The sequence below is a fragment of the Streptomyces sp. NPDC020362 genome (assembly GCF_040642095.1).
Taxonomy (GTDB): domain Bacteria; phylum Actinomycetota; class Actinomycetes; order Streptomycetales; family Streptomycetaceae; genus Streptomyces.
Genome location: NZ_JBFAET010000030.1, coordinates 44,491 through 70,037 on the forward strand (window position 1 = coordinate 44,491; position 25,547 = coordinate 70,037).

30 protein-coding genes and 2 pseudogenes are annotated in these 25,547 nt (G+C 69.7%); 20 read left to right on the forward strand and 12 right to left on the reverse strand.

Annotated features, from left to right (window positions below; all coding sequences use genetic code 11):
• Positions 1-102 precede the first annotated feature (102 nt).
• The 5 genes from AB0H32_RS14680 to AB0H32_RS14700 form a co-directional block, all read right to left on the reverse strand.
• Positions 103-2,499: a glycosyl hydrolase family 65 protein gene (locus AB0H32_RS14680; protein WP_361119375.1), complete on the reverse strand. Its 2,397-nt coding sequence runs from the start codon at positions 2,497-2,499 to the stop codon at positions 103-105.
• Positions 2,496-3,239: a beta-phosphoglucomutase family hydrolase gene (locus AB0H32_RS14685; RefSeq protein WP_361119377.1), complete on the reverse strand. Its 744-nt coding sequence runs from the start codon at positions 3,237-3,239 to the stop codon at positions 2,496-2,498. The genes AB0H32_RS14680 and AB0H32_RS14685 overlap by 4 nt, the downstream gene beginning before the upstream one ends.
• 288 nt (positions 3,240-3,527) lie before the next feature.
• A complete protein-coding gene (locus tag AB0H32_RS14690; protein ID WP_361119378.1) occupies positions 3,528-4,619 on the reverse strand; it encodes a glutamate--cysteine ligase in 1,092 nt (363 codons plus the stop codon).
• Positions 4,620-4,890: 271 nt separating this feature from the next.
• Entirely contained in the window at positions 4,891-5,865 is a 975-nt protein-coding gene (locus AB0H32_RS14695; RefSeq protein ID WP_361119380.1) for an SRPBCC family protein, read from the reverse strand.
• 3 nt (positions 5,866-5,868) lie between these two features.
• Positions 5,869-6,846 carry a histone H1-like repetitive region-containing protein gene (locus AB0H32_RS14700; RefSeq protein ID WP_361119382.1) on the reverse strand — a complete coding sequence of 326 codons (978 nt, stop codon included), beginning with the start codon at positions 6,844-6,846 and terminating at the stop codon, positions 5,869-5,871.
• A 147-nt stretch (positions 6,847-6,993) separates the two neighbouring features.
• Here AB0H32_RS14700 and AB0H32_RS14705 point away from each other — a divergent pair, with 147 nt between their 5' ends.
• The 12 genes and pseudogenes from AB0H32_RS14705 to AB0H32_RS14760 all read left to right on the forward strand — a co-directional run.
• Positions 6,994-7,356 (forward strand): gas vesicle protein, encoded by a 363-nt coding sequence (locus AB0H32_RS14705; protein ID WP_361119384.1) that lies wholly within the window; start codon positions 6,994-6,996, stop codon positions 7,354-7,356.
• A gap of 31 nt (positions 7,357-7,387) precedes the next feature.
• Positions 7,388-7,879 carry a gas vesicle structural protein GvpA gene (locus AB0H32_RS14710; RefSeq protein ID WP_361119386.1) on the forward strand — a complete coding sequence of 164 codons (492 nt, stop codon included), beginning with the start codon at positions 7,388-7,390 and terminating at the stop codon, positions 7,877-7,879.
• Positions 7,880-7,881: 2 nt separating this feature from the next.
• Positions 7,882-8,595 (forward strand): GvpL/GvpF family gas vesicle protein, encoded by a 714-nt coding sequence (locus AB0H32_RS14715; protein WP_361119388.1) that lies wholly within the window; start codon positions 7,882-7,884, stop codon positions 8,593-8,595.
• A 20-nt stretch (positions 8,596-8,615) separates the two neighbouring features.
• Entirely contained in the window at positions 8,616-8,870 is a 255-nt protein-coding gene (locus AB0H32_RS14720) for a gas vesicle protein GvpG (RefSeq protein ID WP_361119390.1), read from the forward strand.
• Between the two features lie 45 nt (positions 8,871-8,915).
• On the forward strand, positions 8,916-9,335 hold the full coding sequence (locus tag AB0H32_RS14725; protein WP_361119429.1) for a gas vesicle protein: 420 nt from the start codon (positions 8,916-8,918) through the stop codon (positions 9,333-9,335).
• A complete protein-coding gene (locus tag AB0H32_RS14730) occupies positions 9,328-10,155 on the forward strand; it encodes a GvpL/GvpF family gas vesicle protein (RefSeq protein WP_361119392.1) in 828 nt (275 codons plus the stop codon). Before AB0H32_RS14725 ends, AB0H32_RS14730 begins: the two co-directional genes overlap by 8 nt.
• A complete protein-coding gene (locus AB0H32_RS14735; RefSeq protein WP_361119394.1) occupies positions 10,152-10,403 on the forward strand; it encodes a gas vesicle protein in 252 nt (83 codons plus the stop codon). Before AB0H32_RS14730 ends, AB0H32_RS14735 begins: the two co-directional genes overlap by 4 nt.
• Positions 10,400-10,825 (forward strand): gas vesicle protein K, encoded by a 426-nt coding sequence (locus AB0H32_RS14740; RefSeq protein ID WP_361119395.1) that lies wholly within the window; start codon positions 10,400-10,402, stop codon positions 10,823-10,825. The genes AB0H32_RS14735 and AB0H32_RS14740 overlap by 4 nt, the downstream gene beginning before the upstream one ends.
• Before the next feature lie 119 nt (positions 10,826-10,944).
• On the forward strand, positions 10,945-11,118 hold the full coding sequence (locus tag AB0H32_RS14745; RefSeq protein ID WP_361119397.1) for a CsbD family protein: 174 nt from the start codon (positions 10,945-10,947) through the stop codon (positions 11,116-11,118).
• Positions 11,119-11,429: 311 nt separating this feature from the next.
• A complete protein-coding gene (locus tag AB0H32_RS14750) occupies positions 11,430-12,404 on the forward strand; it encodes a hypothetical protein (RefSeq protein WP_361119399.1) in 975 nt (324 codons plus the stop codon).
• 606 nt (positions 12,405-13,010) lie between these two features.
• A complete protein-coding gene (locus AB0H32_RS14755) occupies positions 13,011-14,000 on the forward strand; it encodes a L,D-transpeptidase (RefSeq protein WP_361119401.1) in 990 nt (329 codons plus the stop codon).
• A 271-nt stretch (positions 14,001-14,271) separates the two neighbouring features.
• A pseudogene (locus AB0H32_RS14760) lies at positions 14,272-14,331 on the forward strand (hypothetical protein); the annotation flags it as partial.
• Positions 14,332-14,500: 169 nt separating this feature from the next.
• Here the strand turns inward: AB0H32_RS14760 and AB0H32_RS14765 are convergent.
• Positions 14,501-15,334: a hypothetical protein gene (locus AB0H32_RS14765; RefSeq protein WP_361119430.1), complete on the reverse strand. Its 834-nt coding sequence runs from the start codon at positions 15,332-15,334 to the stop codon at positions 14,501-14,503.
• A gap of 351 nt (positions 15,335-15,685) precedes the next feature.
• Between AB0H32_RS14765 and AB0H32_RS14770 the strand changes: the two genes are divergently transcribed.
• Positions 15,686-16,825, forward strand: coding sequence for an inorganic phosphate transporter (locus tag AB0H32_RS14770; RefSeq protein ID WP_361119403.1), 1,140 nt, complete (start codon positions 15,686-15,688; stop codon positions 16,823-16,825).
• A gap of 41 nt (positions 16,826-16,866) precedes the next feature.
• Entirely contained in the window at positions 16,867-17,094 is a 228-nt protein-coding gene (locus AB0H32_RS14775) for a hypothetical protein (protein ID WP_361119405.1), read from the forward strand.
• Between the two features lie 36 nt (positions 17,095-17,130).
• Here the strand turns inward: AB0H32_RS14775 and AB0H32_RS14780 are convergent, their stop codons facing one another.
• From AB0H32_RS14780 to AB0H32_RS14790, 3 genes are all read right to left on the reverse strand, one after another.
• Complete coding sequence (locus AB0H32_RS14780) at positions 17,131-17,673, reverse strand: hypothetical protein (protein ID WP_361119407.1); 543 nt, start codon at positions 17,671-17,673, stop codon at positions 17,131-17,133.
• Between the two features lie 100 nt (positions 17,674-17,773).
• Positions 17,774-18,136, reverse strand: a complete 363-nt coding sequence (locus AB0H32_RS14785; protein WP_361119409.1) for a hypothetical protein — start codon at positions 18,134-18,136, stop codon at positions 17,774-17,776.
• 122 nt (positions 18,137-18,258) lie between these two features.
• Positions 18,259-18,861 (reverse strand): hypothetical protein, encoded by a 603-nt coding sequence (locus tag AB0H32_RS14790; RefSeq protein ID WP_361119411.1) that lies wholly within the window; start codon positions 18,859-18,861, stop codon positions 18,259-18,261.
• 164 nt (positions 18,862-19,025) lie between these two features.
• On the opposite strand from AB0H32_RS14790, the gene AB0H32_RS14795 reads away from it, so the two are divergent.
• From AB0H32_RS14795 to AB0H32_RS14810, 4 genes are all read left to right on the forward strand, one after another.
• A complete protein-coding gene (locus AB0H32_RS14795) occupies positions 19,026-19,151 on the forward strand; it encodes a lasso RiPP family leader peptide-containing protein (RefSeq protein WP_361119413.1) in 126 nt (41 codons plus the stop codon).
• A gap of 117 nt (positions 19,152-19,268) precedes the next feature.
• Positions 19,269-20,987, forward strand: coding sequence for an asparagine synthase-related protein (locus AB0H32_RS14800; protein WP_361119415.1), 1,719 nt, complete (start codon positions 19,269-19,271; stop codon positions 20,985-20,987).
• Complete coding sequence (locus AB0H32_RS14805; RefSeq protein WP_361119417.1) at positions 20,965-21,225, forward strand: lasso peptide biosynthesis PqqD family chaperone; 261 nt, start codon at positions 20,965-20,967, stop codon at positions 21,223-21,225. Before AB0H32_RS14800 ends, AB0H32_RS14805 begins: the two co-directional genes overlap by 23 nt.
• Entirely contained in the window at positions 21,222-21,656 is a 435-nt protein-coding gene (locus AB0H32_RS14810; RefSeq protein WP_361119419.1) for a lasso peptide biosynthesis B2 protein, read from the forward strand. The genes AB0H32_RS14805 and AB0H32_RS14810 overlap by 4 nt, the downstream gene beginning before the upstream one ends.
• An 81-nt stretch (positions 21,657-21,737) precedes the next feature.
• Here the strand turns inward: AB0H32_RS14810 and AB0H32_RS14815 are convergent, their stop codons facing one another.
• Positions 21,738-21,929 (reverse strand): hypothetical protein, encoded by a 192-nt coding sequence (locus tag AB0H32_RS14815; protein ID WP_361119421.1) that lies wholly within the window; start codon positions 21,927-21,929, stop codon positions 21,738-21,740.
• Positions 21,930-22,169: 240 nt separating this feature from the next.
• On the opposite strand from AB0H32_RS14815, the gene AB0H32_RS14820 reads away from it, so the two are divergent.
• Entirely contained in the window at positions 22,170-22,298 is a 129-nt protein-coding gene (locus AB0H32_RS14820; RefSeq protein ID WP_361119423.1) for a hypothetical protein, read from the forward strand.
• Between the two features lie 98 nt (positions 22,299-22,396).
• On the opposite strand, the gene AB0H32_RS14825 is transcribed toward AB0H32_RS14820, so the two are convergent.
• Entirely contained in the window at positions 22,397-23,011 is a 615-nt protein-coding gene (locus AB0H32_RS14825) for a GNAT family protein (RefSeq protein ID WP_361119425.1), read from the reverse strand.
• A gap of 88 nt (positions 23,012-23,099) precedes the next feature.
• A pseudogene (locus AB0H32_RS14830) lies at positions 23,100-23,865 on the reverse strand (SDR family oxidoreductase).
• Positions 23,866-24,269: 404 nt separating this feature from the next.
• Between AB0H32_RS14830 and AB0H32_RS14835 the strand changes: the two are divergent.
• Positions 24,270-25,448 (forward strand): hypothetical protein, encoded by a 1,179-nt coding sequence (locus tag AB0H32_RS14835; RefSeq protein WP_361119427.1) that lies wholly within the window; start codon positions 24,270-24,272, stop codon positions 25,446-25,448.
• Positions 25,449-25,547 lie beyond the last annotated feature (99 nt).

A 25,547-nucleotide genomic window follows, 5' to 3' on the forward strand; every position in this document is an offset into this window, starting at 1 on the left:
CGCGCCTGCTGTCTCCGGTGTGCACTGCTCCGAGCCGCTCCGTTCGGTGCGTGCCGCTCAGCACCGCTCCGTTCGGTGCGTGCCGCTCCGTGCCATTCGGTGCTACTCCCGTGTCTCTGCCGGGGATTCCTCCCCGGCGGACTGGCCCGCCGGACCGCGGCCGTGCGGCTGCTGCGGCTCGGGGTGCACGGGGGCGGGTGGCACCGGGCGGTCCACCGGGGCGTCGGCGCTCACGGTCAGCGGCTCCCCGTAGTGCATCACCACGAGTGGTTCGCCGTCCACCAGCCGGTAGCGGGCGTGGGTCTGACCGATGTCCACCGTCAGCCTGCGCCCGCGCACCAGTACCGTGAACGCCAGCTTGGACAGCGCTTCGGGCAGGCGCGGCGCGAACCCCAGTTGATCCGGCTTCCCGTCGTCACCGAGGTGCCGGCGCATGCCTCCGAAGCCGGCGACCAGGGCGATCCAGGTCCCGGCGAGGGAGGCGATGTGCAGCCCGTCCCGGGTGTTGTGCTCCAGATCGTCCAGGTCCATGAGTGCGGCCTCGCCGAGGTAGGCGTAGGCCAGCCGCAGGTGCCCGGTCTGGGCGGCGAGCACCGCCTGGCAGCACGCGGACAGGGAGGAGTCCCGCACGGTCAGTGCCTCGTAGTAGGCGAAGTTGCGCGCCTTCTCCTCGTCGGTGAACGCGTACGAGCACTCCATCATCGCGAGCACCACGTCGGCCTGCTTCACCACCTGCTTGCGATACAGATCGAAGTAGGGATAGTGCAGCATGAGCGGGTAGTTCTCGGGCGGCGTCGCTTCGAAGTCCCAGCGCTGGAAGTGCGTGAACCCGGACGACTGTTCGTGCACGCCGAGGGTCTCGTTGTACGGGATCGCCATGCGGGTCGCGGCGTCCCGCCAGGCCGCGGCCTCCTCGTCGTCCACTCCGAGTTCGTCGGCCCGGTCCGGATGGCGGGTGGCCGCGTCGGCTGCGGACAGCAGGTTCTGTCGCGCCATCAGGTTGGTGTAGAGGTTGTCCCGGGCGATGGCGCTGTACTCGTCGGGTCCGGTCACGCCGTCGATGTGGAAGACGCCGTCCGCGTCGTGGTGGCCCAGGGAGCGCCACAGCCGGGCGGTGTCCACGAGGAGGTCGAGCCCCTCACCGCGTTCGAACTCCTCGTCCCCGCTCATCATGACGTACCGGACCGCGGCCATGGCGATGTCCGCGTTGATGTGGAAGGCAGCCGTCCCCGCCGGCCAGTAGGCGGAACACTCGGCACCGTCGATCGTCCGCCAGGGGAACACAGCCCCCGACAGCCCCAGCTGACGCGCCCGTTCGCGCGCTGCGGGCAGCGTCGTGTGCCGCCATCTCAGGGCCGACGCGACGGCCTCGGGCGCAGTGAACGTGAGAACCGGCAGCACGTAGGACTCGGTGTCCCAGAAGGAGTGCCCGTCGTACCCGGTTCCGGTCAGGCCCTTCGCGGGAATCGCCCGGTTCTCGTTGCGGGCCGCCGCCTGGAGCACGTGGAAGAGGGCGAACCGTACCGCCTGCTGGATCTGCGCGTCTCCTTCCACCTCGACGTCCGCGCCGGCCCAGAACCGGTCCAGGTAGGCCCGCTGCCCGGCGACCAGCCCGTCCCAGCCGGTGCTGACCGCGGCCGCCACCGCTCCGTCCACCTGGTCGTGCACGGCCGGCAGCGAACGCTCCCCCGACCAGCCGTGAGCCACGAACTTGACCAGCCGCAGCGGCTGTCCGGGCTCCAGGTCCGCGGTCACCGTCAGACGGCTGACATCAGGCTCGCTCTGTGCCGTCCAACGGGTGCTGTCGGGCCCTTCGACGAGATGGTCGGCCGCCGCTCCCACCCGCAGTGCACTGCCCTCGGTGCGGTGCACGAGCCGTAGCCGGGTCTCCTGCGCGAAGTGCTCCTCGGCCACCAGCGGGGACTCGGTCGCCGCGGCGACGCGCGGGTCCCCCTCGAAGCGGGGCAGCTGCTCGTTGGCGACGAGTTCGGACTGCACGGCCACGGTGGCCGGTCCGTCGACCGGCTCGACCTCGTACACCACCGCGGCCACCGCTCGCTGGGTGAAGGACACCAGCCGCCGCGAGGTGATCCGGACCGTGCGGCCGCCGGGCGAGGTCCACCGCGCGGTGCGGCTGAGCACGCCGGTGCGGAAGTCCAGCACCCTCTCGTGCGCCAGCAACCGACCGTAGCGCAGGTCGTACGGGTGATCGTCGACCAGCAGCCGGACGATCTTGCCGTCGGTGACGTTGATCGTCGTCTGGCCGGACTCGGGATAGCCGTAGCCCGCCTCCGCATACGGCAGCGGATGCCGCTCGTGGAGGCCGTTGAGATAGGCGCCGGGCAGCCCGTGGGGTTCCCCCTCGTCGAGGTTCCCGCGCCACCCGACGTGCCCGTTGGACAGAGCGAACACCGATTCGCTCTGGGCGAGCACGTCCAGGTTCAGTTCGGTCTCGCGCAGGCACCACGGCTCGACGGTGAAGCTGGGATGGGTGATCACCGCGTCTCCAGAAGTTCGGCCAGGTCACGGACCACCACATCGGCCCCGTGCGCCCGCAGTTGCGCCGCCTGGCCCACCCGGTCGACCCCCACGACCACGCCGAAGCGCCCCGCACGCCCCGCCTCGACACCGGCCAGGGCGTCTTCGAACACGGCGGCGTCCTGCGGCTCCGTCCCCAGTGCGCGGGCCGCCTCCAGATAGGTGTCCGGAGCGGGTTTGCCCCGCAGACGGCGCTCGTGCGCCACCACCCCGTCGATCCGCTCGTCGAAGAGGTCCTCGATACCGGCCGCCACCAGGACATCGCGGCAGTTGGCGCTGGACGACACCACCGCGCGGCGCAGACCGGCGTCCCGCACGGCATGAACGAAGCGGACCGAGCCCTCGTAGGGTTCCACCCCTTCCTCGCGGATCCGGCGCAGCACCAGGTCGTTCTTCCGCGTGCCCAGTCCGTTCACGGTCTCCGCCTCGGGCGGATCGTCCGGCGCACCCTCGGGCAGGCGCATCCCCCGTGCGGCGAGGAACGTGCGCACCCCGTCCTCGCGGGGCCGCCCGTCCACGTACTCGTCGTAGTCGTCCACCGCGTCGAAGGGCACGAAGGCGGTCCCCTCACGTGCAGCGCGCTCGCGGAGATAACCGTCGAACATCTCCTTCCAGGCAGCCGCATGCACCTTCGCGGTCTGGGTGAGCACCCCGTCGAGGTCGAACAAGCAGGCACGGACGTGAGCAGGAAGCCCCAGCATGTCCTTGAGGCTAGGAGGCACCCGCGGACGGCGGCGCCAGGGCACCCTGCGGCACGCCGCAAGACACCCGCTCGGTCCAGACGCGCACGGCGGCCCGCCTGACGTGCCACGACGGACGCGGCCCGCTGACGGCTGGGGTCCGGGTCCGCGGGCGTGTGTGTCACCTACGACACCGTGCTCAGCCTCGGCAGCCGTCGGTACGCTCCGTCCCTCCGACCGGTCACTGCCCCCTGGGTGCGGCGCACGCACTCGAAGACAAGGGTCGGCACGCTGCCTCCCTCCGGCCGGTCACTCCCCCTGGGTGTGCCGTACGCACTCGGAGACGAGGGTCGGCAGGCTGCCCGTGCGCTCCATGACCAGGCGCTGCTCACGGGCACCGTTGCCCCGGCCGAGCAGTTCGGCAACGACTTCTTCGGCGAGGGCCGCGTCGCCGCACTCGGTCAGCGCGTCCCCGCTGTGCTCCAGCAACGAGCGCACCACGTCCGCGGCGGCCCGGGGTCGCATGGTCGCGGGGTCGAGCAGATCCTGGTCAAGGCCCGAGCGGGCGGCCCGCCAGGCGGCCAGCCTCAGCAGGCTGACACTGTGGTCGAGCGGTGGCCTGCCCGCCCGCCATTCGCGGGATGCGGTCTCCACCAGGGCCCGTGCCAGCGCCGCGACGAGGACGGCGGTGTCCGCGCGCAGACACACGTCCGCCACCCGGATCTCCACCGTCGGATAGCGCGCGGACGGACGCGCGTCGAAGTAGGCCATCGCCTCGTCCAGGATGACCCCGGTGGCCACCATGTCCGCCACGCGCCGGTGATACCGCTCGGCGGATCCGAACAGCTCGGTCGGCCCCGCCGACGGCCAACGCACCCACAGCCGGCTGCGGTAGGCGGCGTAGCCGGTGTCCTGCCCTTGCCAGAACGGCGAGTTGGCACTGAGCGCACACAGCACGGCGAGCCATGGCCGCAGCCGGTCGACCACGGCCACGCCCTCCTCGTCTGACTCCACCGACACATGCACATGGCAGCCGCACACCAGTTGCTCCTGGGTGGCGAACCCGTAGTGCTCGGCCATCCACTGGTAGCGCTCGTTCACGTTGATCGACGGGCTGACCGGCAGCGGGGAGGTGGCGAGTGCGGCCACCGCACACCCGATCTCGCCGGCGTGCCGTGCCGCCTCCTTGCGACAGCGCACGATCTCGGCGCCGAGGGCCGCCATCTCCGACTGCGGGTGCGTGGCGAACTCCAGCATCTGCCCGAACAGTTCCTTCTCGAAGACGTCCTGTCCGGGATCGTCCTGAGCCGCACGCGCGAGGACCGCGGCCGACAGCGCCTTCGGCTCCCCGCTGTCCGGGTCGACCAGAAGGAGTTCCTCCTCAACTCCTACGGTGCGCACCTCGTGCCGCCCTTCTGCCCGTGCCGCCGGGCGGCGTCCGGCACCCACGGGGCCGACGCGGCACTGCACCACCCCGACCGCTCCAGGAGAGCCGTCGACGCCCGCGGGAGTCGGAGCACAGCCTCGCAGACCCGAAGGTCCGGATGTGGCTGACCGGTTCTCGGACACCACCCGGACGTTCGACGGTCAGCCGACGCCCAGGGCAGCGGGCCACCGCGCCCCTCCACCGTCGCCCGGCATCCGTGCTCCGGTCTCACGCCTGCTCGTCCTCCTACCCACCTTTTCCTTCGTCCTCCTCCTCGTCTTCGTAATCGCCTTCGTCCTCGTCCTCGTACTCCGTATCGGCGTCCTGATACTCGCCCTCCGCCGGCTCTTCCTCCTCCTCGCCGGGCTCTTCCCCGGGCTCGTCCTCCTCGTACTCGGCCTCTTCTTCCTCCATCGCCTCCTCGTGCGTGCGCACCACTTCGCCGTCACGGATCTCACCGCGCCAGCCGTCGGCATCCTCGTCGGAGAGCGTCACGTAACGCTGGAAATGCTTGGCGTCGAGCCGGAGTCGGCGTCCCTGGGCGCGCCAGAGGTTGCCGGTCTTCTCGAAGAAGCCGGAGGGGTAGTACTCGACGACGAGCACGATGCGCGTGAGCGTGGGTGTCAGCTCATGGAAGGTCACACAACCGCGGGTGCTGCCCTTGGCGCCGTCCGAGGTCCACATGATGCGCTCGTCCGGGATCTGTTCCTGGATGGTGGCCTTCCAGGAACGGGTGGACGGCCCCACCTTCACCTTCCAGTCGCTGCTGGTCTCGTCCCCCTGGGACACGCTGCGCACGCCCTTGGTGAAAGAGCTGAACTTCTCGAACCGGGTCCAATGGTCATAGGCGACACGGACCGGAACACCTACATCCAGGTGTTCGATGATGCTCGTAACCTTGGGATTGCCGGACTTGCGGCCCTTGCCGCCACCGAACAGACTCGAAGCCTTTTCGACCACACTGTCCTTGATGCTCGTCGCCTTCTCACCGATCAGCGCTTTGAGGGGTGAATCCCCCTGGAGGATGCGGGCGCCGACTTTCGGGAGAACTCCCCCGTTCTCGGCCACATCCATCAACTGGTCGGTGAGGCCCTCCACTTTGTCGCCCGCCACGTCCGCGAGATGCTCCATCTGAGCACCGAGGTAGTCGACGAGTTCGTCCCGCAACCGGTCGAGGCCGGAGAGCTCGTCATGCTCGCCCTTCTGTGCCGTCCTGGCCATGGCCTACCTCCGCCGTGTGGACGACTTCTTGGCCGTCGTCTTCTTCGGGGCAGTCTTCCTCGGCGCGGTCTTCCTGGGGGCAGCCTTCTTCGCCGCGGACTTCCTTGCGGGTGCCGCGGACTTCTTCGCGGCAGTCTTTCTCGGTGCTGCGACGGTTTTCTTCGCGGCGGTCTTCCGCGCAGTGGTCTTTTTCGCCGCGGTCTTCCGCACAGTGGTCTTCTTCGCGGCAGTCTTCTTCGCGGCGGTCTTCTTCGCGGCGGTCTTCCTGGGCGGTGCCGCGCTCTTCTTGGCCGTCTTCTTGGCCACCTTCCTCGCCGGCTGCGCCTTCTTGGCGGCGGTCTTGCGTGCCGTCGCCTTGCGCGGCGCGGGCCGCGCGGACGGACGCCTGGCTGTGCGGCGATGCCGGGGAGGCTCCTCCTCCGGCTCCTCCCTGGCCTCTTCGGCCCGGCGGGTGAGGTGCCTGCGCCTGGACATACGCCTCTGCGCCCGCGGCGCCTCCGCCTCCTCGGACTCTTCGCCTTCCGGCTCTTCCTGCTCGGATTCCTCTTCCTCCGGTTCCTCCTCCTCGGGTTCCTCTTCCTCTTCGTTCTCCTCTTCCTCGTCCTCGAACTCCTCCTCCTCGCCCTCCGGCCCGTACTCCTCCTCGTCCTCCTCTTCCTCCTCCTTCTCGCTGCCAATGCGGGCGGTCCTTTCGTGCAAGGCGTCGGCGAGATCGGTGAGTTTGCGGTCGGCCGCGGCGGCGAGCGCCTTGCGGCCCGCGTCCTTGAACTCACCGCGCACCTGCTCACTGAGGTCGGCGAACTGCGGCAACTCCTGGAGCCTGCGCAGGCCTTCGGTGAGCATTTGCTGGGGGTCGAGGCCGAACCGGCGGCCCGCGAGATAGGTGGCCACCCCGAAGGCGAGTCGCCCCTTCTTGGCACGGCCGAGGACGTAGCCCCCGGCGACTGCGGCGGCAAGAGCGATTTTCGTCGAATCGTTCATCGATCATTCCCTCCGGCGAGCCGCTGCGCGGTCGCCCGGCGGCGCACGGCCACCGGCGGCCCGTCGCGGCACACTTTCAAGATGTATATGTTGAAATAGTACGTTTGAGTGACAGGAGACCGCCGCTCCAGCGACGGAGTTGGGAACATGGCCGCGTCAGACAAGGACGGCACGGGGAGTGGCAGGCGACCCTCCCACGGTGACGACACCCCACGCCGCACGCGCAGCGGCAGGTCCGCGAAGCCCGGCAAGCGCTCGGCGGCATGGGTCATGCGCTGCGCCGCGGGGCAGCTGGAGGAACTCCTCGGACGCGCCCCCGAATCGGTGTCGGCAATAAAACCGACCGAAGACGGCTGGGAAGCGGATGTCGAGGTACTCGAACTGGAGCGAGTCCCCGAGACCACCAGCGTGCTGGGCACCTACCACGTCACGCTGGACGCGGAGGGCGACCTGCTGGCGTACGAACGGACCCGCCGCTACACGCGCGGCCAGATCGACCGGCGCCGCTGATACGTACCAGGGGGTGGTGAAGGGAGGCGCCATGACCGTGGTGCCGCAGGGCGGAAGCAGCGTCTCGCGCGGAAGCACGAGCAGCCTGTACGACGTCCTGGAACTGATCCTCGACCGCGGCCTCGTCATCGACGTCTTCGTCCGCGTGTCCATCGTCGGCATCGAAATACTCAAGATCGATGCCCGCATCGTCGTGGCCAGCGTGGACACCTATCTGCGCTTCGCCGAGGCCTGCAACCGCCTCGACCTCGAATCCGGCAGCAAACAGCCCACACAGCTCACGGATCTCGTCGGCGAGATCACCGAAGGCGGGGCCAAGGGCAAGTCCAAGGGAGCCTTGACCGGCGCCGTCGAAGCCGTGAAGGACACCCTGACCGGTAGCGGTGGCGAAGAGGAGGCCGAGGACGAGGAGGAGTACGAGCAGAACGGGGAAGACGAGCAGGAGGAGCCCGAATACGAGGAGGAGCCCAGGCAGCAGCGGCGCCGACCCGCCAGAAGAGCCTCCCGGCGGCAGAGGGAGTGACCATGGCCGTCTACGTCTACTCCATCACCTCGAAGGACCACCCGATGCAGCTCGACGACCTCCACGGCGTCGGAGAACCGCCCAGCCCGCTGCGCACGGTGACCGCCGGAGTGCTGTGTGCGGTCGTCAGCGACGCGCCCGAGGACCTCCGCCCCAGGCGGCGTGACGTTCTGGCGCACCAGGAGGTCCAGGAGCGGCTGATGGCCGACGGAGCGGTGCTGCCGCTGCGATTCGGCATGACGGCCGAGGACGACGAAGCGGTCAGCGGAGCCCTGGAGGACAGAGCGGGCGAATATCAGGAGCAGCTGCAGAACCTGAAGGACGCCACCGAGTACAACCTGAAGGTCTCCTGGGAGGAGGAGGCGCTGCTGCGCCGGATCCTTCTGGAGTCGGAGGAGGCCCGCGAGCTCAACACCGCCATCCGCGACGGCTCCGGTACCCCCGAGATGTCGCTCTCGCTCGGCGAACTGGTCGCGCAGGAAGCCGAGGCACGGCAGCAGGCACTCGCCGCGGGCATCGTCGAGGCCCTGCGCCCGTACGCGCGCGACAACATTGTCTCGGCGCCCGCCGGCAATGACTTCCTCAACGTCTCCTTTCTGGTCGAGGACGACAAGGAGGAGATGTTCCTGGCCACGGGGATCAGCCTGGCCAACCAACTGGGCGAGGAGTGCGAGTTCCGGCTGCGCGGACCGCTGCCCCCGTACAGTTTCGTCTGAGAGTCTGAGAGGCGCTGCTCATGGGCCTGCTGACCCAGATCCTCACTTTTCCGCTGGCGCCCGTGCGGGGCGTGGGCTGGGTCGTCGACCGGGTGGTCGAGGCCGCCGAGCGGGAGTACTACGACCCCGAGCCCGTGGAGCGCGAACTGGCCGCGCTGGAGAAAGCACTGCTCGCGGGCCACATCGACCAGAAGACCTTCGAAGAGCACGAGGAACTGCTCCTCGACCGCCTGGAGGAGATCGCGGCCTACCGGCGGGGCGACAGCGCTCCCTGAGCTGGAATCGAGGTGCCTGCCGTGTCGGAGTCCCCTGCCAACCGGCTGAGCTCGTACCCCTCCAGGGCCGCGGGCCCGTACGGCTACGGACAGGGCTCTTCGGCGAACCTGGCCGACATCCTCGAGCGCGTCCTGGACAAGGGGATCGTCATCGCGGGAGACATCCGGATCAACCTTCTCGACATCGAGCTGCTCACCATCAAGCTCCGGCTCATCGTCGCCTCCGTCGACAAGGCCAGGGAGATGGGAATCGACTGGTGGGAACACGACCCGTCGCTGTCCTCGCGCGCCGATGAGCGTGGGCTGGCCGAGGAGAACCGGCGGCTGCACGCCGAGATCGAAACGCTGAGGAGGGAACGGGAGCTGTCGCCGGGCGAGGAGCCGGACGAGGAGCGGCGGACCGTCGGCCGACGCAGCACTTCGAGGTCCTCCACCAGGCGCAGGAGCGGAGCGGCAGATGACTGAACCGGTCACCTACGCCTACGCCGTGCTGCGGAGCCACGAGGAGAAACTCGCCGGGGTCCTGGACGGCGTCAAAGGCGTGGCAGGTGCGCCGGTCCACCTGGTGGCTGCGGGCCCCGGCAGCGGTCTCGCGGCGGCCGTCAGCCCCGTACCGGCCCAGGACTTCGAGGAGAGCGCCCTGCGACGCCATCTCGAGGACCTGGACTGGCTGGAGGCCGTCGCCCGCGCCCACCACACCGTCATCGAGGCCCTGGCCGCACACACCACCGTGCTGCCGCTGCGGCTCGCCACGGTGTACCTGGACGACGGACGTGTGCGGACGATGCTCCGCGAGGACGCCGAGCAGTTCTCACAGGCCGTGCGGCGGCTGGCGGGCCACCTCGAATGGGGTGTCAAGATCTACGTGGAGCCCCCGCCGGAACCGCAGGGCTACGACGAGGCGGGCGCGGTGGGCACCGCCGACGGGCTCGGCCCCGGCCGGGCCTATCTGCGCGCCCGCCGTTCCCAGCGACACTCGCGCGACGAGTCCTACCGCGCCGCCCGGCAGGCCGCCGAGCGCGTCGAGGGGATCGGCCACGACATGGCGGCCGGCCACGCCCGGCACCGGGTGCAGCAGGGGGTACTCGCCGCCGGTGCCGGGGAGAACGTCGTCAACGACGCCTATCTCGTGGCGCACGAGAACGCGGCGGAATTCCGCACACGGGTCATCGAGGCCGGCCAGGGCCTGCCCGGCGTACGCATCGACGTCACCGGCCCCTGGGCGCCCTACTCCTTCGCCGCCCTGCCCGGCTCCGAGGGCCCGGCACCGGACCCGGCGCCATGAACGGCGTGGAGCGGCCGCCCGCGGCGGAGCCGCTGGCGCAGCGCCAGGTGGCCCTCATCGACCTGCTCGACCGCCTGCTGAGCGGCGGCGTCGTTCTCACCGGTGACGTGGTGCTGTCGATCGCCGACATCGACCTGGTACGCATCTCCCTGCGGGCCCTGATCGTCTCCGTGAGCGCCCGGAACCCGTCGCCGTGGGAGACCGCAGCACGCCCCGGGGACGAGCCGCGCCCCGAGGACGAGCCGTGACGGCCGCGGCGGGCGGCGGGCACCCCGATTCGCCCGACCGCCTGCGCGAGGTCGCCGACGCGGCCGCCCGGGCGTTTCGGCTGTTGCCCGCCGTACCCGACGACATCACACCGGCCGGACGGCCCGGGCCCCCGCGTCCGGCCCGCCGCGTCAGCGCCGACCCCGACACCGTCGAACGCGATCTGATCAGGCTCGTCCTCACTCTGGTCGAGCTGCTGCGGCAGCTCATGGAGCGGCAGGCGCTGCACCGCGTCGACCAGGGCGACCTCACCGAGGAGGAGGAAGAGCGTCTGGGCACCACCCTGATGATCCTCCACGACCGCATGAGCGAACTGTGCGCCCGCTACGGTCTGACCATGGAGGACCTCAACCTGGACCTCGGCCCGCTCGCACCGCTGCTGCCGCCCGGTCACGCCGACTGACGGCGACGGCTACGCAGCGCATCTCACCCTTCCTGAAGACTTCGGCGTTTTCCCGCCACGCATGGGTACCCGGCGTGGGTGAACAACGCCGCCGCATTCGGTGAGGAGGATGAAGGACAATGGCCGGAAATCAAAAGGCCAAGGCCAAGATGGAGCAGGCGAAGGGCAAGGCCGAGGAGACGGTCGGCCGCGCACTGGGGAACGAGCGGATGAAGGCCGAGGGCCAGGCCGAGAAGTCGAAGGGCGATGCGCGCCAGGCGAAGGAGAAGGCGAAGGACGTTTTCAAGCACTGAGGCGCCGTGCCCGGAGCGGGATCCCGTTTTCTCCACCACGGGGATCCCGCTCTCCGTATGCCAGGTGCACCTCTTCGTATGCCAGGTGCACCTCTTCGTATGCCGGATGACTCTTCGTGTGCCAGATGCACCTCTTCGTGTGCCAGATGCACAGGCGACGGTCCGCCGGGTTCACGGGCTGTCACCGGCATGGCTCCATCCGCCGACCCGCGAGATGCGGGGACGGTCGTTTCGGGGCAGCGTTGGGAGGGCCGGACCGGCCGTCTGCCGGTCCGATTCTTGCGAGCCTCGCACGATCCGAAGGAAACGTGATGACCGTAGCCACAGACATGCTCGTTCGAGCGCTGCGTGAGGTCCGTGAGGCCGAAGCGGCGCTCGCCGACCGTTTCAGGGCCCATCTCGCCGTGACGCCTGCCGGGGAGTACCGGGAGATCCTGGAGCGCCGCATGGGGGACGCCCGCGGACATGTGTACCTCATCGACGAACGACTGAACGCGTTGTCGCCCCGAGGACTGGTACAGACGGTTGCCGGGAATGTCCGGCACTTCACCGAGCAGGCGGTCCGCCTGCCCCTGGAGGTGGCCAGGACCGTCCCGAGCGCCCTGTTGCAGGGCCGGCTCACGGCGACGGAGCATCAGATGCTCAGGAACGCCCAGGACGAGTACACGGTCACCGCCTTCGGGGTGGCGATCTGCCGGGCGGCCGAGCGGATCGCGCAAAAGGCCCAGGACGGCGTCAGCTCGGAACTGCTGCGGTCCGTTCGCCACGACGGCGAGGAGACGCTGGAGGCACTCGGCAACAGCCTCGAGCAGCACGCCGAGGCCGCGGTCGTGGCCACCGAGAGCCTGGGCATCGGCGCCGCTGCCCGCGCGGTGCGCGACTGGAGCGCCTGGCTGCGCGAAACGGCAGAGCGCATGCCGGGAGTGGACCGGCTCCGGGGTACGCCGGAGGGAGCCCTCATCTCGGAAATGGAACTGCCGATCTCCGACTACCGACGGCTCGGCGCCAGGACGGTCATCGAGCGGCTGCCGCAGCTGTCCCAGACGGATCTCGCCACGGTCGGCGCCTACGAGCGTTCTCATGCGGCGCGCCCCACGGTCCTGAACAAGATCGCCGACCTGCTCGGGCCCGAACCGTGGCCCGGCTACGACGGCATGCACGAGGACGAGATCCTCAAGCGCCTCGGTGAGGCCACCGAGCGTGTCTCCCGGCGGGTGCTGGACTACGAGCGCCGGCATCAGGCACGCTCCACGATCCTCATGGCTTCCGAAGGGGCGCCCGCCTGATCCTGTGCCTGCAGGACGGCCCACCGGTACCGCACGGGCTCGTTCCAACGGCTCTCACGCCCTCGGGCCCGCGCCTTGTGCCGCGTGGCTCGGGGGCGTCGGTGCCGACAGGCCCGCGGCGGGTCCGGGCGGCTGGGGCCCAGAGCCCCTCCCCCAGGCGGATCGCATGGCCCAGGTCCTCGTGCGCTTTCGGCCGCCTGCCCTCCTGCTGTTCGAGCAGGGCGGCCGCGATACTGTCCGGCTTGCGCTGGACGGCAGGCCGCTTCCCCTGCCTGAGTTTCCGTGCCGGACGCGGGACCTCGTGGGCAGCGGCTCGGTCCGCACCTGCCGGCAGGCTGCTGCGGCCCAGGACTTCTGCGCTGCGGAGGCCTGGTCGTGAACCTTTGCACGGGCCGACCCACAGCAGTGCGGCCCAATCCCCTCCCCTCCGACGCACTCTGAAGGTGGCAGGCGACGATGCGGCGCCCCACATGGTTCTGGATCCTGCGATGCGCACCAAGTTTTGGGACACGCTTTACGCAACGGACGCAACTGCGGCCCACACCCTCACTGTCTGACAGGGAGTCGGGCCCGTCAGGGCCGAAGAGCGAGAGAGCGGGGCAGGTCGTGGGACGGCGCAAGGGCGGCATACAGATCGCACTCGTCACGGCTGCGGTGATGGTGGGCGCGAGCGCCTGCGGCGGGGGCAGCAGTGACAAGGCGAGCGGGGGCGACGCAAAGGCGTCGGGCAAGCCGGGTGCGAGCGCCTCTCCGTCGCCGACGAAGCCCGCGGGTCCGCCGATGCTGCTGGACACGATCACCCCGCAGACGGGAACCACGGTCGGCGTGGCTATGCCGGTGTCGGTGGTCTTCACCAACCCGGTGGCGGCAAAGGCACGGGCCACGGTCGAGAAGCACATGAAAGTGAGCGCCTCGCAGCCGGTGGCCGGCGCCTGGCACTGGTTCAGCGACGGCAAGCGCGCCGACTGGCGACCGAAGACCTACTGGCCCTCCGGCACGAAGGTGAAGGTCGACGCTGACATGAAGGGCGTCAGCAACGGCGCCGGACGCTACGGCGTGCGCGCCTACACGCACACCTTCACGATCGGCGACGACGTGCGCGCGGATGTCTCGGTGACCGGCCACACCATGAAGGTGACCCGGAACGGCAAGGCGGTGCGCACCCTGTCGATCAATGCGGGCAGCCCCCAGTTCCCGACGTGGAACGGCACGATGGCTGTCATCGACAAGGAGAAGACGGTCCACATGACCTCCTGCAGCGTCGGCATCAGCTGCGACAAGGGCAGCCCCAACTACTACGACCTGACGCTGCCCTGGGACGTCCACCTGACCCAGTCCGGCACGTACGTGCACTTCTCGACCGGCGACCCCAACCCGGGCAGCGGCAGCGCCCGCGGCTCGCACGGCTGCGTCCACCTGTCCAAGCCGGACGCCGAGTGGTTCTACGGCCAGGTCAAGCAGGGCGACCCCATCACCATCACCGGCTCGACCCGTGCCAAGGCCTCGCCCGACAACGGCTACGCCGACTTCAACCTGGGATGGGACGAGTGGCTCGCGGGCAGCGCGTCCGGGCAGGGGACGACCGCCGCGCTGTGATGCGCCGAGGTGGCGGCGCAGGTCGGCACTCGATGCTGCCGACCGGCGCCGCCACCGTCGTACCCTCTCGCCATCCCGCGATCGGCATGGCGCCGGACGGTGTCCGCGACGGTTCAGTCCCTGGCTGAGCCAGGCGGACCGCCTGGACCGTGCCGTCCGGCTCATCTTCGACGACCCGGACGGGAGCGACGGTGACGGCTTCGAGACCGTACGGTGAAGTGCACGCCGGTTGGGCGACCTGCTCACCGAACCGGGCCTGCGCCCCGCGCTGATGACGACCGGATCGCGTGGCCTGCATCTGCTGGTCCCTCTCGACCGGCGCACGGACTTCGAACACCGCACGGCACTTCGCCCGGAGCCTCGTCGACGTACTCGCCGCCCGCCACAGCGATCGGCTGACCACCGCACCCCGCAGGAACAGACGCCGAGGCCGTCTCTGCCTCGACGCCCAGCACAACTCCTGCGCCCAGGTCAGGCCGTCTCCTCCTCGACCAGCAGGCTCAAGGTCCCCCGGGTGCGGTCCGGTGCGGCGCGGTCGGGTCTGGGCGTCCGGTGTGGTGCCGCGGGGCCGGGTCCGCGTGGCCCGAGGCGCCCGCCGCTCCCCCGGGGCCACCGGCGGAGCCACAGCGGCCCGGTGCCTGTTTTCGCGCGGTCACCGAGGGGGGATCCTGCCGGACGTCAAAGGTGTAGCAGTCGGCCGTGTAGCCGCCGAGGCCTGTGAGCAGGCGGACCGTGACGGTCAGCCGTCCCTTGGAGAGCTCCTTGCGCACGACGTCGATCCCGCGGGTCTGCCACACCTCGGCCCTGTCGGCTGCGTCGAGCCCGCCGTGGGCAAGTGCCGCGCGCACCTCGGTGACCACGTCGTCCGCGACCTCGGCAGAGGGCCGGTAGGCGGCTCGCGTCCGGCCACCGCACGCGCTGCCGGGCACGCGTGTTGCGGCGGTGACCCGGGGTGGGACGACACGGAACCGGTAGCAGCCCGTCGTCAGCGTCTGGTTCATGAAACCGGGCCCGAAGCCCGCGAGCAGCGCGGTCACCGTCACCGTGCCACCCTGCCGCCGCACCGCCACCGGACCCGACATGGGCCCGGTGTGCACGTCCCGCTCGATCTCCGTGCCGAGCAGGGATCCGTCGGCCGCCGAGTCCGCCAGCTGGGACCTGGCCTCCGCCACGTGCTTTTCCATGTCGTCGCGGGCCTCACCCTCCCAGCGCCGGGGAGTCAGCCACAACCACACCCACAGCCCGCACACCATCACCAGGGCGAGCACCAGCACGGCAAGACAGCCGTTCCACAGACACCCGGCGACGCCGCCCCGTCCGAGGGAAGTCCCCATCGGCACCTGCTCCCGGTCGGCCCTTCCCCACTCCCCGTCTCTCCCCATCCGGCCAGCCTCCTGCCCTGGCGTGCTCCGCCGGCCTCCCGCGTCCGACACGTGACCCAATCGCCGCCCCACCGCAGCCATACCGGCCCGGAGGGCATCGCACCCCGTCCGCGTCATAGGCTCCCGCGTCGTGGGCCCGGACTCCGGGCGGCACCCGCCGGATTGTCTTCACGCACGAGCGGTGCCACGCGAGCCGCCCCGCGGTCGCAGGCTCCGGAAGCGCCGCTTAGCGTGGAAGTCAGACGCGTCCGGGCGGGCCCGCACGGCGGGCGCGGAGTCCGGCCTGCCTCGGGAGGTTTCCCCGTGGGTTCCGTCTCGTTCCTTCTCATCGTCGTCGTTCTGACGGCTCTCGCCTTCGACTTCACCAACGGGTTCCACGACACAGCCAATTCGATGGCGACGTCGGTGGCCACCGGTGCCCTGAGACCGCGCCTCGCCGTCGCCGTCGCGGGGGTGCTGAATCTGGTCGGCGCGTTCCTGTCCACGGCCGTGGCCAGGACCGTCTCGGGCGGCATCGTGGACGACGCCAAGGTGTCCCTGGTGATGATCTTCGCCGGTCTCGTCGGCGCGATCCTGTGGAACCTGATGACCTGGCTCGCCGGGCTGCCGTCCAGTTCGTCGCACGCGCTGTTCGGGGGGCTGATCGGCGCTGTGTGGGTCGGCGCCGGCGGGTCCGCGGTGCAGTTCGGGGTGATCGTGGAAAAGATCGTGCTTCCTGCCGTTCTCTCGCCGATCGTCGCCGGCGTCGTGGCGGTGCTGGCGACCTACTTCGCGTACCTCATCACCGGGCGTACGGCCCGCGATCGGGCGCAACGTGGATTTCGCAGGGGGCAGATCGGTTCGGCCTCGCTGGTTGCGCTCGCCCACGGCACCAACGACGCGCAGAAGACCATGGGCGTCATCACCCTCGCTCTCATCTCCGCCGGGGTGCTGGCCCATGACTCCGGGCCGCCCTGGTGGGTGGTGCTCACCTCCGGTCTGGCGATCGCACTGGGCACCTACTCGGGAGGCTGGCGGATCATCCGCACCATGGGCAAAGGGCTCACCGACATCGAGGCGCCTCAGGGCTTCGCGGCCGAGACGAGTGCGACAGCCGTGATTCTCGCCTCGTCCCACATGGGTTTTCCCCTGTCGACCACGCAGGTGTGCACCGGCAGCATCCTGGGCGCGGGCCTGGGCCGCAGACTGGCCCAGGTGCGGTGGGGCACAGCCGGACGCATCGCAGTGTCCTGGCTGCTGACGCTGCCCGCGGCGGCAGCCGTCGGCGGCGCAGCGGCCTGGATCGCCGACCACGGCACCACAGGCGTGGCCCTGGTGGCGGCCGCGGCGGCCGCCTCGGCGGCCGGGTTCTGGGCCCTGTCGCGCCGCCGCCCGGTGACCGCTGACAACGTCAACGAACTGCCCGCCCCCTTGCCCCAGCCCGCGGGAGAGACCGCGGCGTGAACGGGACGGCGGTCCCCTCCGTCGGCGAAAGGAGACGAACGATGGAAATCCACTGGAGCGCTTTCGGCAGCGTCTTCGGTGTGAGCCTCGGTGTCACGCTGCTCACGGTCGTGCTGTTCTCTCTCGGCATCGCCGCCTGGCCGGACGGCACCGACGGAGACCGAGCCCAGGGCGCCAACCGGTCTGCGCGCATCGCGGCAGCGGTGCTGTGCACCTGCGCGTGTCTGGCGGTCGCCGTCTACGGGCTCACCCTGATCGTCGGCATCTGACGGACATCGGCATCGGACGGACAGGGGGCGGGCGGGCTAGGACTGGTCGTACACGGGGACTCCGGGTGCACAGTGGGCCACGGCGGTGATCAGCCGTTCCCTGTCCAAACGCCATCCGGTCACCGCCCGGGAGGCGATCGCCACCTCGGCCGGCACCGGAACGAGGTGCCTCAGTACGGCACGCGACTTCGGGCCGTCCCCGGGCAGCACCGGCGCGCCTTCTCGTCGGCCGAGCCCGACGTACGGCACGGAGGCCCGGCCCGCAGCCTGGCTCCAGAACAGAATCCCTGTGATGTCCTCCCAGGGCACATGGGCGGTGGTGGCCCTGTACCGGACGGGGCTCCCGCCGAGGAGCACACCTGTCTCGTCCACCCGGAACGCAACCTTCCGGCTCATGGCCCCGAACGTCATGAGCAGCCCTCCCCCGCCGAACAGCGGCAGGCCCAGGATCTGCGCGAACAGCGGAATGCCCGGGAGGAACAGGCCCGCGGTGAAGACGGCGCAGAGGGCTATGACTCCCGTGGTCCTGAGATCCCAGCCGTACCGCGCCTCATACACGGCAGAGGTGTGGTCGCGCATGGCTGGATCATGGCAGCGGTCGCCTCTCGGAGGAAGCCTCGTCGACGTACTGGTCCTGCCGAGGGCTCCGGTCCGGATCAGGCGGCGGACGGGAGTGCCCTCACCGCGCATCGTGCTCCTGCAACCACTGTCCGGTGACCTCACCGCCGGGTGTCAGGGTGAACCGGGTCTGGTCCATCACCGTCGTTGCGACAGCCGACGTCCCGTACGCCTTCATGGTGAAGTCCTCGGCCTTGCCCATGTGCACATATGCTTCGGCAGCGTCGCTCCACGAGTTCACCCGTATCCGCACCGACCAGTTGTTCACCCGTTTCTCCCGCCACGGCCCCCAGCTGCCCTGCGGGAGCAGCCCCGCGCCCCGCCCCGAGAACACGTACCAGCCCGCCAGGGCGAGCAGGACCACGACGGCCACGGCCACGGGTCTGGACACGGTCGGCCGACGACGGATGCGGGAGAGAGCCACGGCAGATTCCTTCCGGATCGAGGAGACAGCTTCGCCACCCCCAAAGACGATCAGGACCCGTCGACGGTGCCGACAGCACCGCGGAACCTCAGCACGGTGATGCACATCGGTCAGTTTGCCCTTCACCTTTCCTTCGAGGGCCGCTTCTGCGTGGCCGCCTCGCGAGGCACGCGCCCTTCGGGAGAAGGCCGGAGACCCAGGCCCTTGGCTTCCGGATCGAGATTCCAGTGCGCGGGGAGGTCTGTGTCGCAGAAAACACAGACGAAGTGGCTCTCCCGCACCATGTTGTGCTCTTGGCAGCCGGGGCAACGACGGAAGATCACCTCATGCGTGAAGAAGTCCGGGTGGTCGAGCCCGGCTTGACCGAGCGCCTCTGCCACCGCCACCCAGGACGTGGTGTCCGGGCAATACCCGGTCGACTGGTTACTGACCTCGTCCACCCGCCAGCGTCCGCCGTCGGCGCGGAAACTCATCTCGCCGGCGCTCAGCACTCGGTCCGCGCCCGCGCAGGCGACGTGTTCGCTGCGACGAGGGGCCAGCCGCAGCACACCATCCATGCCGACGACGAAGGTGAAGGGCTCAGCCAGTTCTCCGGCGGCCTGTGCGGCCACCCAGTTCGCGAAGTCGGCCGATGTGCGGATGCCCGCCCCGCCGTCGTCCGGCCCGACGGCGTCCCTGACATCCTCCGGGCCGACATACCCGTAACTCCGTCTCGACGCTCGCACGGCGTCAACGTAGGACACGGTGCCGGTACGCCGACATGCATTTCTCTGACGGCCCGAGGCCCGCGGCAACCGGCAATGAACTGTGACGACCAGCACATCGGTTGATCACGTTCCGAGCGAACTTGTAGGCTCCGTAAGGTAGTTGACGTCTCCAGGGAGGTTCTGTGGAAGAGCAGCAGGAAGCTGGGCAGTACGTTCCTCCGATGTTGGTCGAGGTCGGCGAATTCAGCGAAGACACACTCGGGTTCGGCGGCTTTCACCTCGACTCGATCTTCGGTCTCTACACCTGATTGACGATGCCGGCGTTTGTGATCCTGCCGGATACGACTGCTGCTGCGGCGATGCGAGCGCGGATGGCGTTCGCATCGCCGCGGGCGGTTTTGCACCCATCGGGCCGGCCGTGGCTGGTGGGTTCCTGGGCAGACGACCAGATCGCGTTGGCCACGGCGGGCCCGGTCCGTGTAGCGGTGATCGGTGACTGCCCGATCAGCGAGGAACGCCTCCTGGAACTGGCGGCGACGATCACGGCCGTAGCCGACGTGGACCGGCTGGCCTCGATGCTCCCGGGCTCCGTCCACCTGATGGCGTCGGTGGACGGGCAGGTCCGTGCGCAGGGCAGCATCAGCGGGCTGCGCCGAATCTTCCACACTCGTCTCGACGGCGTGGATGTGGCCTCCGACCGGGCCGATGTGCTGGCCGAGGCGGCCGGCGCCACGGTCGACGAGCAGTCACTGGCCGTGCGGCTGGCCGGCGGCCTTGCCCTGGCACCCCCGCTGAACGAGAGGTGCCTGTGGACGGGAATCTCGTCACTGGCCCCCGAGCGGTGTCTGGAGTGGACCCGGGATCAGGCCCGCGAGAGAGTGTGGTGGAACCCCCCTGTACCGCATCTGTCCTTGCACGACGCCGCCGCCGGGGTGCGCGAGGCGCTCACCGCAGCGGTACAGGATCGTGCTCCTGCCCACGGGCGGGTGAGCGCCGATCTGTCCGGCGGAATGGATTCGACGTCACTGTGTTTCCTGGCTGCCCGCCACACACCGACGATGTTGACACTACGCTGGGCCGAGGCCGACGCGGCCAACGACGACGCTGATTTCGCGGGCCAGGCCATCCAGGCACTCGACCGTGCCGAGCATCTGGTGATTCCACAGCGCGAGCTTCCGTCGGTCTTCGACGTCGAGAACATACCGGTCGAAACCGAACAACCCCTGGTCACCAACCGCGCGGCCGCCCGATTGCGCCACAACGCCCAGCTGCTGGCCCACCACGGTTCCCGCCGGCATCTGGCGGGCCACGGCGGCGACGAACTGTTCGTGCCCTTCCCGGGCTATCTGGCTCCGCTGCTACGGCACCACCCCGTGCTCGCGCTGCGCCGACTGCGCCAGAACCGGGCGCTCAAACGCTGGCCGCTGCGCCCGGCGCTGGCCGGGCTGCTACGCCCGGGGACCGTGGCAGGCTGGTGGCGCGCTCAGGCGGACACCCTTCGTACACCCCGGCCGCCGCGGACACCGGCCCTGGGCTGGGGCCTGCACGCCGTACAGGCTCCGCCCTGGATCACCCCTGCGGCCCTAGACCTGATCCGCCAGGAGTTGAGGCACACGGCGCAGCACGCGCAACCGCTCAGTGATGACCTCGGCCAGCATCAGACGCTGCTCGCCGTGCGTACGACTGCGGCCCACTACCGGTTGATCGCCCGGATCTTCGCCGACGCCGGCGTACAGCTGGACCTGCCCTACTACGACCCCCGCGTGCTCGAAGCGGTCCTGCGGGTCCGCACCCATGAGCATGCCGATCCACGGGGCTACAAACCCTTGCTGGCCGAGGCGATGCAGGGCGTCGTGCCGTCGGCGATCCTGGGCCGGGCCACCAAGGGAGAGTTCAGTCAGGACCTGCGCCGGGGGCTGGCCGACAACCTCCCCGTGATCCTGAACCTCTTCGCCGACTCCGCACTGGCCCAGCGCGGGCTCATCGACGTCGAGGCACTGCGCGAGGGCCTCCTGGCGCCCCAACGCGACCTCACCACGGTCTTCGCACTGGAAGCCCTGCTCGGCTGCGAACTGTGGCTGCGCACTGCCACCCACCCCGCCCCACGGCCTAGGGAACACGATGCCCCTGCACCTGCACCCTGACGTAGTCACCACCGACACCGACGACGGCACCGTCCTGTTGCACCTGACCACCGGACGGTACTGGCAACTCAACACCACGGGCACGGGCGTGCTGCGCCGGCTGCTCGACGGCTGCGCGCCCGACGACATCGCCGCCGAACTCGCCGACCGTCACGAGATCCCGCCCGAGCGGGCCGAACACGACGTACGGGCCATCGTCACCCAGCTGAGTTCGGCAGGCCTGGTGGTGACCTCGTGACCGTGCCCGTCACCCTGACCGAACAGCGGCGGCTTCCCCCGCACCGGCGAGCGCTACCGCTGCTGGCCGTGGCTCTTGCCCGCCCCTTGGCCGGCATCCGACCAGCACGGCTGCGCCGGATCCTCGAGTTCGCCCGCCGCGGTGCCAAGCCCGCCACCGTCGGCCAAGCACTCTCCGCACGCGACGCGGTGGTGTCGGTCAGTCTGCGCTGCGCCGGACAGCACTGCCTGCAACGCTCCATCGCCACCGCCCTGCTCTGCCGGTTCCGAGGCGCGTGGCCGACCTGGTGCACCGGGGTGCGCACCCAGCCCTTCGCCGCCCACGCCTGGGTCGAAGCCGAGGACCAACTCATCGGTGAGCCCTATCCGAAGGGCCACTACCGGCCACTGCTGACCATCGCCCCCACGACCCGCAATCGTCCCCCTGCCTGACGGCAACCCGACCCGAGCGGCCTCCCACCGCGCTCCTCGCTCCACGTCACGTGTGCCCGGCGCATGAAGGCTCGCTCCTGGTCACGTGTGCCAGCACATCGAGCCGCGTTCCTGGTCGCGTGCACCCAGCACATCGAGGTAGTGCGGGTTGTGCATGAGACCCAGGATGTTCCCGAAGGGGTCGGTCACCGCGGCAGTGACGAACCCCGCGCCGCGGTCGGTGGGCGGCTGGTACTCCTTCGCCCCGAGGGACAGCAGTCTTGCGAGCGTCACGCTCACATCGTCGAACCGCGTCCCGGCCGATGCCGTAACCATAGGCATCGGCTAGGTCAGCTTCTGTCCTCATTCGGATACGGGTGCGCAGGGGCCTCGATCGTGACCGCCGCCGGCTGTTCAGTGAGCAGGATCCTGTCGCCGAGCGGCTGAAACCCAGCGGCTGAGCGGCGTGTCCGGGCGGGCGAGGCTGCCGGCCCGGAGCAGGGTGGTCGGTACCGTCGTCGCCCGGGAGGAATCATGAAGCGTCGTGTCGTCGCTGTCTTGGCCGTTGTCGTCGCCGGACTGATGCTGTCCGCGGCACCAGCAGCGGCTCGGGACGGCGAGAGCAACGACTGGAATGTCCCCCTCACCAACATCGGCCTGTAGGGAGCCGCTGAGGGACCGTCGTGTGCATGTCCTTCTGGGCGACCGGAGCAGCCCGGTGGGATGAGCTCAGCGGAAGGGGGCCGGAGGAAGGGGGCCGACTACGACGGCCTGCCGGCCCGTTCGGGCCGTCCGCGGTGCTCGGACCACTCCCGCGCAAGGATCGACATGACGACGGCGTCCACCCACTCGCCCTCCCAGAGCAACGCGTCCCGCAGTACGCCCTCGCGGACGAAGCCCACCTTCTCGTAGACGCGAAGGGCTCGCGGATTGAACGCATAGACCTCGAGGGAGATGCGGTGCAGGCCCAGTCTCTCGAAGCCGTAACCGACGATCAGCCGGGTTGCCTCGGTCCCCAGCCCACGTCCCTGCGCGCCGGGCGCGAAGGCGATGCGGAAGCTGCAGCTCTTGTTGTCCGCATCCCACTCGTTGAGAACCGCCTCCCCCGCGACGTCCTCCGTCGCCTTTTCCACCACAGCGAGGTCCAGACGGTCGTCCTGGTCAGCACGCGTGCTGTACCACGCCCGTAGCCGTCCTTCGTCGGGCTCGTCCTCGCCATGGCTGCCGGTCAGCCGCGTCGTCTGCGCGTCCTGGAACATGGGCATCAGAGCAGCCAGGTCGTCCACCGCGACCGGCCGCAGCAGGACCAGATCCCCGTCCAGCGTGGGCTTGAAGCGGAATCCGGGGACCGGGGCGTCTTGATCAGGATGGGCCATTCCTGCAGTGTGCCCGGTCCACATTCCCATTGTCCTCGGGATATTCGCTCGTCGGACGGAGCCGGCGACTCCGGATCGCCGGCATCCGTCAACGGGTGGTGTAGCCGCCGTTGACGAACAGGGTCTGGCCATTGGCCCACCAGCCGTCGGTGAGCAGGTGGCGCACCCACGGGACGATGTCCTCGATCTTGGTGAGGTCACCGTTCATGGCCGACGACTTGTGGTACGCGACGGAGTCTTCGTCCTCGGCCGGGTAGAAGAACGAGGTGTCCATCGGCCCGGGAGCGATGTTGTTCACGGAGATGTTCCGGCCGAACAGTTCCTTGGACAGGGCGCGGGTGAAGTGCTCGACGGGGGCCTTGCTGCCCGCCTAGCAGGAGTACAGGCCGGTGTATGCGGCCAGCAGGGAGGTGACGATCGTGATGATCTTCCCGCCGTCCTCGATCCGCCGGGCCGCCTCGCGCATCACGAAGAAGGCTGCTTTGGAGTTGACCGCGAACATCCGGTCGTACTCCTCCTCCGTGACCGCGGTCAGCGGCTTCTTCAGCACCATGCCGGCGGTGTTGATGCTGTAGTCGATCCTGCCGAACTGCTGGATGACCGCATCGAAGACCCGCTCCACCTCGGAGACTTTCGTCAGGTCTGCCTGGATGGCGAACGCCTTGCCGGGGCCGGCGTTGATGTGCGCCACCAGGTCCTCGGCCTTGGCACGGGAGGAGTCGCTGTTGTAGTGGACGGGCCACCTGCGCACCCTCGGCACCCAGGGTGGTACTGATCAGCCCGCCCAGGTTGCGGGACGCACCACCGACGAAGGCGACCTTGCCGCTGAGCGTCTTGTCCGGAGTGTTGACCATGGCAGACTCCTTGATCGTGCGCGGGAAAGGACGCGGACAGCCTTCAGCCGACCGGGGGATGGCGGACGGGGTGCGCCCGTGACCAAGGAATCACCGCCCGGGCAACTGGGCATCTCGATCGATCCGATCGGCTCTGGAGTCGTCCGTCCTGGCCGTCGCGGGTGACGGCCGCGTAGGCCCTGCGGGACATCCGCAGCAGGGTTCCGCGGACTGGGCCGTCAGGTGGCCGAAGCGTCGGTAGTTCCTGGTGGGCGGTGGTGAGTGCGGTGTCGTCCTCACGGATCAGCCGTCTGGCGGCGTCCGGTCCAGAGCCGCTGTTCGGGAGATTCTCTGGGAATGGCGTCCACCGCCCTCTACCCTCGGGCCCGACCTCGGCCTCTTCCCCCCAAGGAGGGCGTACGACGATGAGACGTGGAACGGACAGCACTCGCTTACGGAGACCGGCGGCCGGTCTGGTCGCTCTGATCCTCGCTGTCGCGGCATTGGCGATCGGCAACGGACGGGCGCGGGCGGTCCCGGCCGCGCCGGCCGGCCGGGCCTCTGCCGCGACGGTGGACCTGTCGCGATGGATGGGCGGCATGCACGGCTATCTCGACAACCAGCCGCTGAACCGGATCGCGATGCCCGGCAGTCACGACTCCGGCAGCTGGAGCATCCCGACCGACCCCGGGCTGTGCACCAGCGGCTGGTCCTACAACGTCGCCTCGCTCGACCCGCGGCTGGCCGCCAGCATCTCGCGGTCCCAGAGCGGCAGCGTCACCGACCAGCTCGATGAGGGCGCCCGCTATCTCGACCTGCGGCTGTGCTTCGAGGGCGGGCAATGGAGGACCTTCCACGGTGCCCCGATGGGAGGACTCTTCTTCGACGACGCCTCGGGGGAGGCGGCCTCGGTCAAGCGCTGGATCGACGAGCATCCCTCGGAGGTCGTCATCATCAACGTGTCGGTCGCTGTCCCGGCGGGCGCCGACGCCAAAGAGCCGCTGACCAGGCTGCGGGACCTGTTCGGCGCCCGCGTCGCCACCCGGACCGAGCTGTCCCCGACCTCCACGTACAGCGACTTCGTCAAGGCCGGGAAGAACGTCGTGCTCGTCGACTCGTCGGCAGCAGTCGACCAGCCCTGGGCCTGGCACGCGGACAGCATCTCCGACCGCGGCAGCTACCCGACAGGAGACCCGTCCTGGTGGGAGATCCTCAAGGCCTTCTTCAACGGAAGCCCGCCGCAGCAGGTCTACGACCAGACACTGTCCCTCAACCAGGCGGCCCTCGCGCGCGACCCGGGGGCGGACGCCGGCCGCTTCTTCGTGTTGTCGAGCATCGTCCAGCCGGATCTGCAGATACCCCAGCTGTTCCTGATCCGGTTGCTCTCGCCGTTCTTCCCGGCCGAGGTCCGGGACAACTACCTGATGCACCTCGCGAATGGTCTGAACCCACAGCTGGTCACCAGGCTGCAGACGGACTGGCGGGCACCTGAACTGGCCCGCAACATGAACATCGTGGCGATCGACGACCTGGGCCACCGGCCTCAGGGCGATCTCCAGCGCGCCGTCATCGACATCAACACCCTGCCGGGCCGGACCACCTGACAGCTACAGCCGTCCGTCGGGCTCTCGGCCGGACCACCTGACAGCTAAAGCCGTACCTGCCGGTCCCCCCCCGGGCCGACGGAACTAGGCGCGACGTGA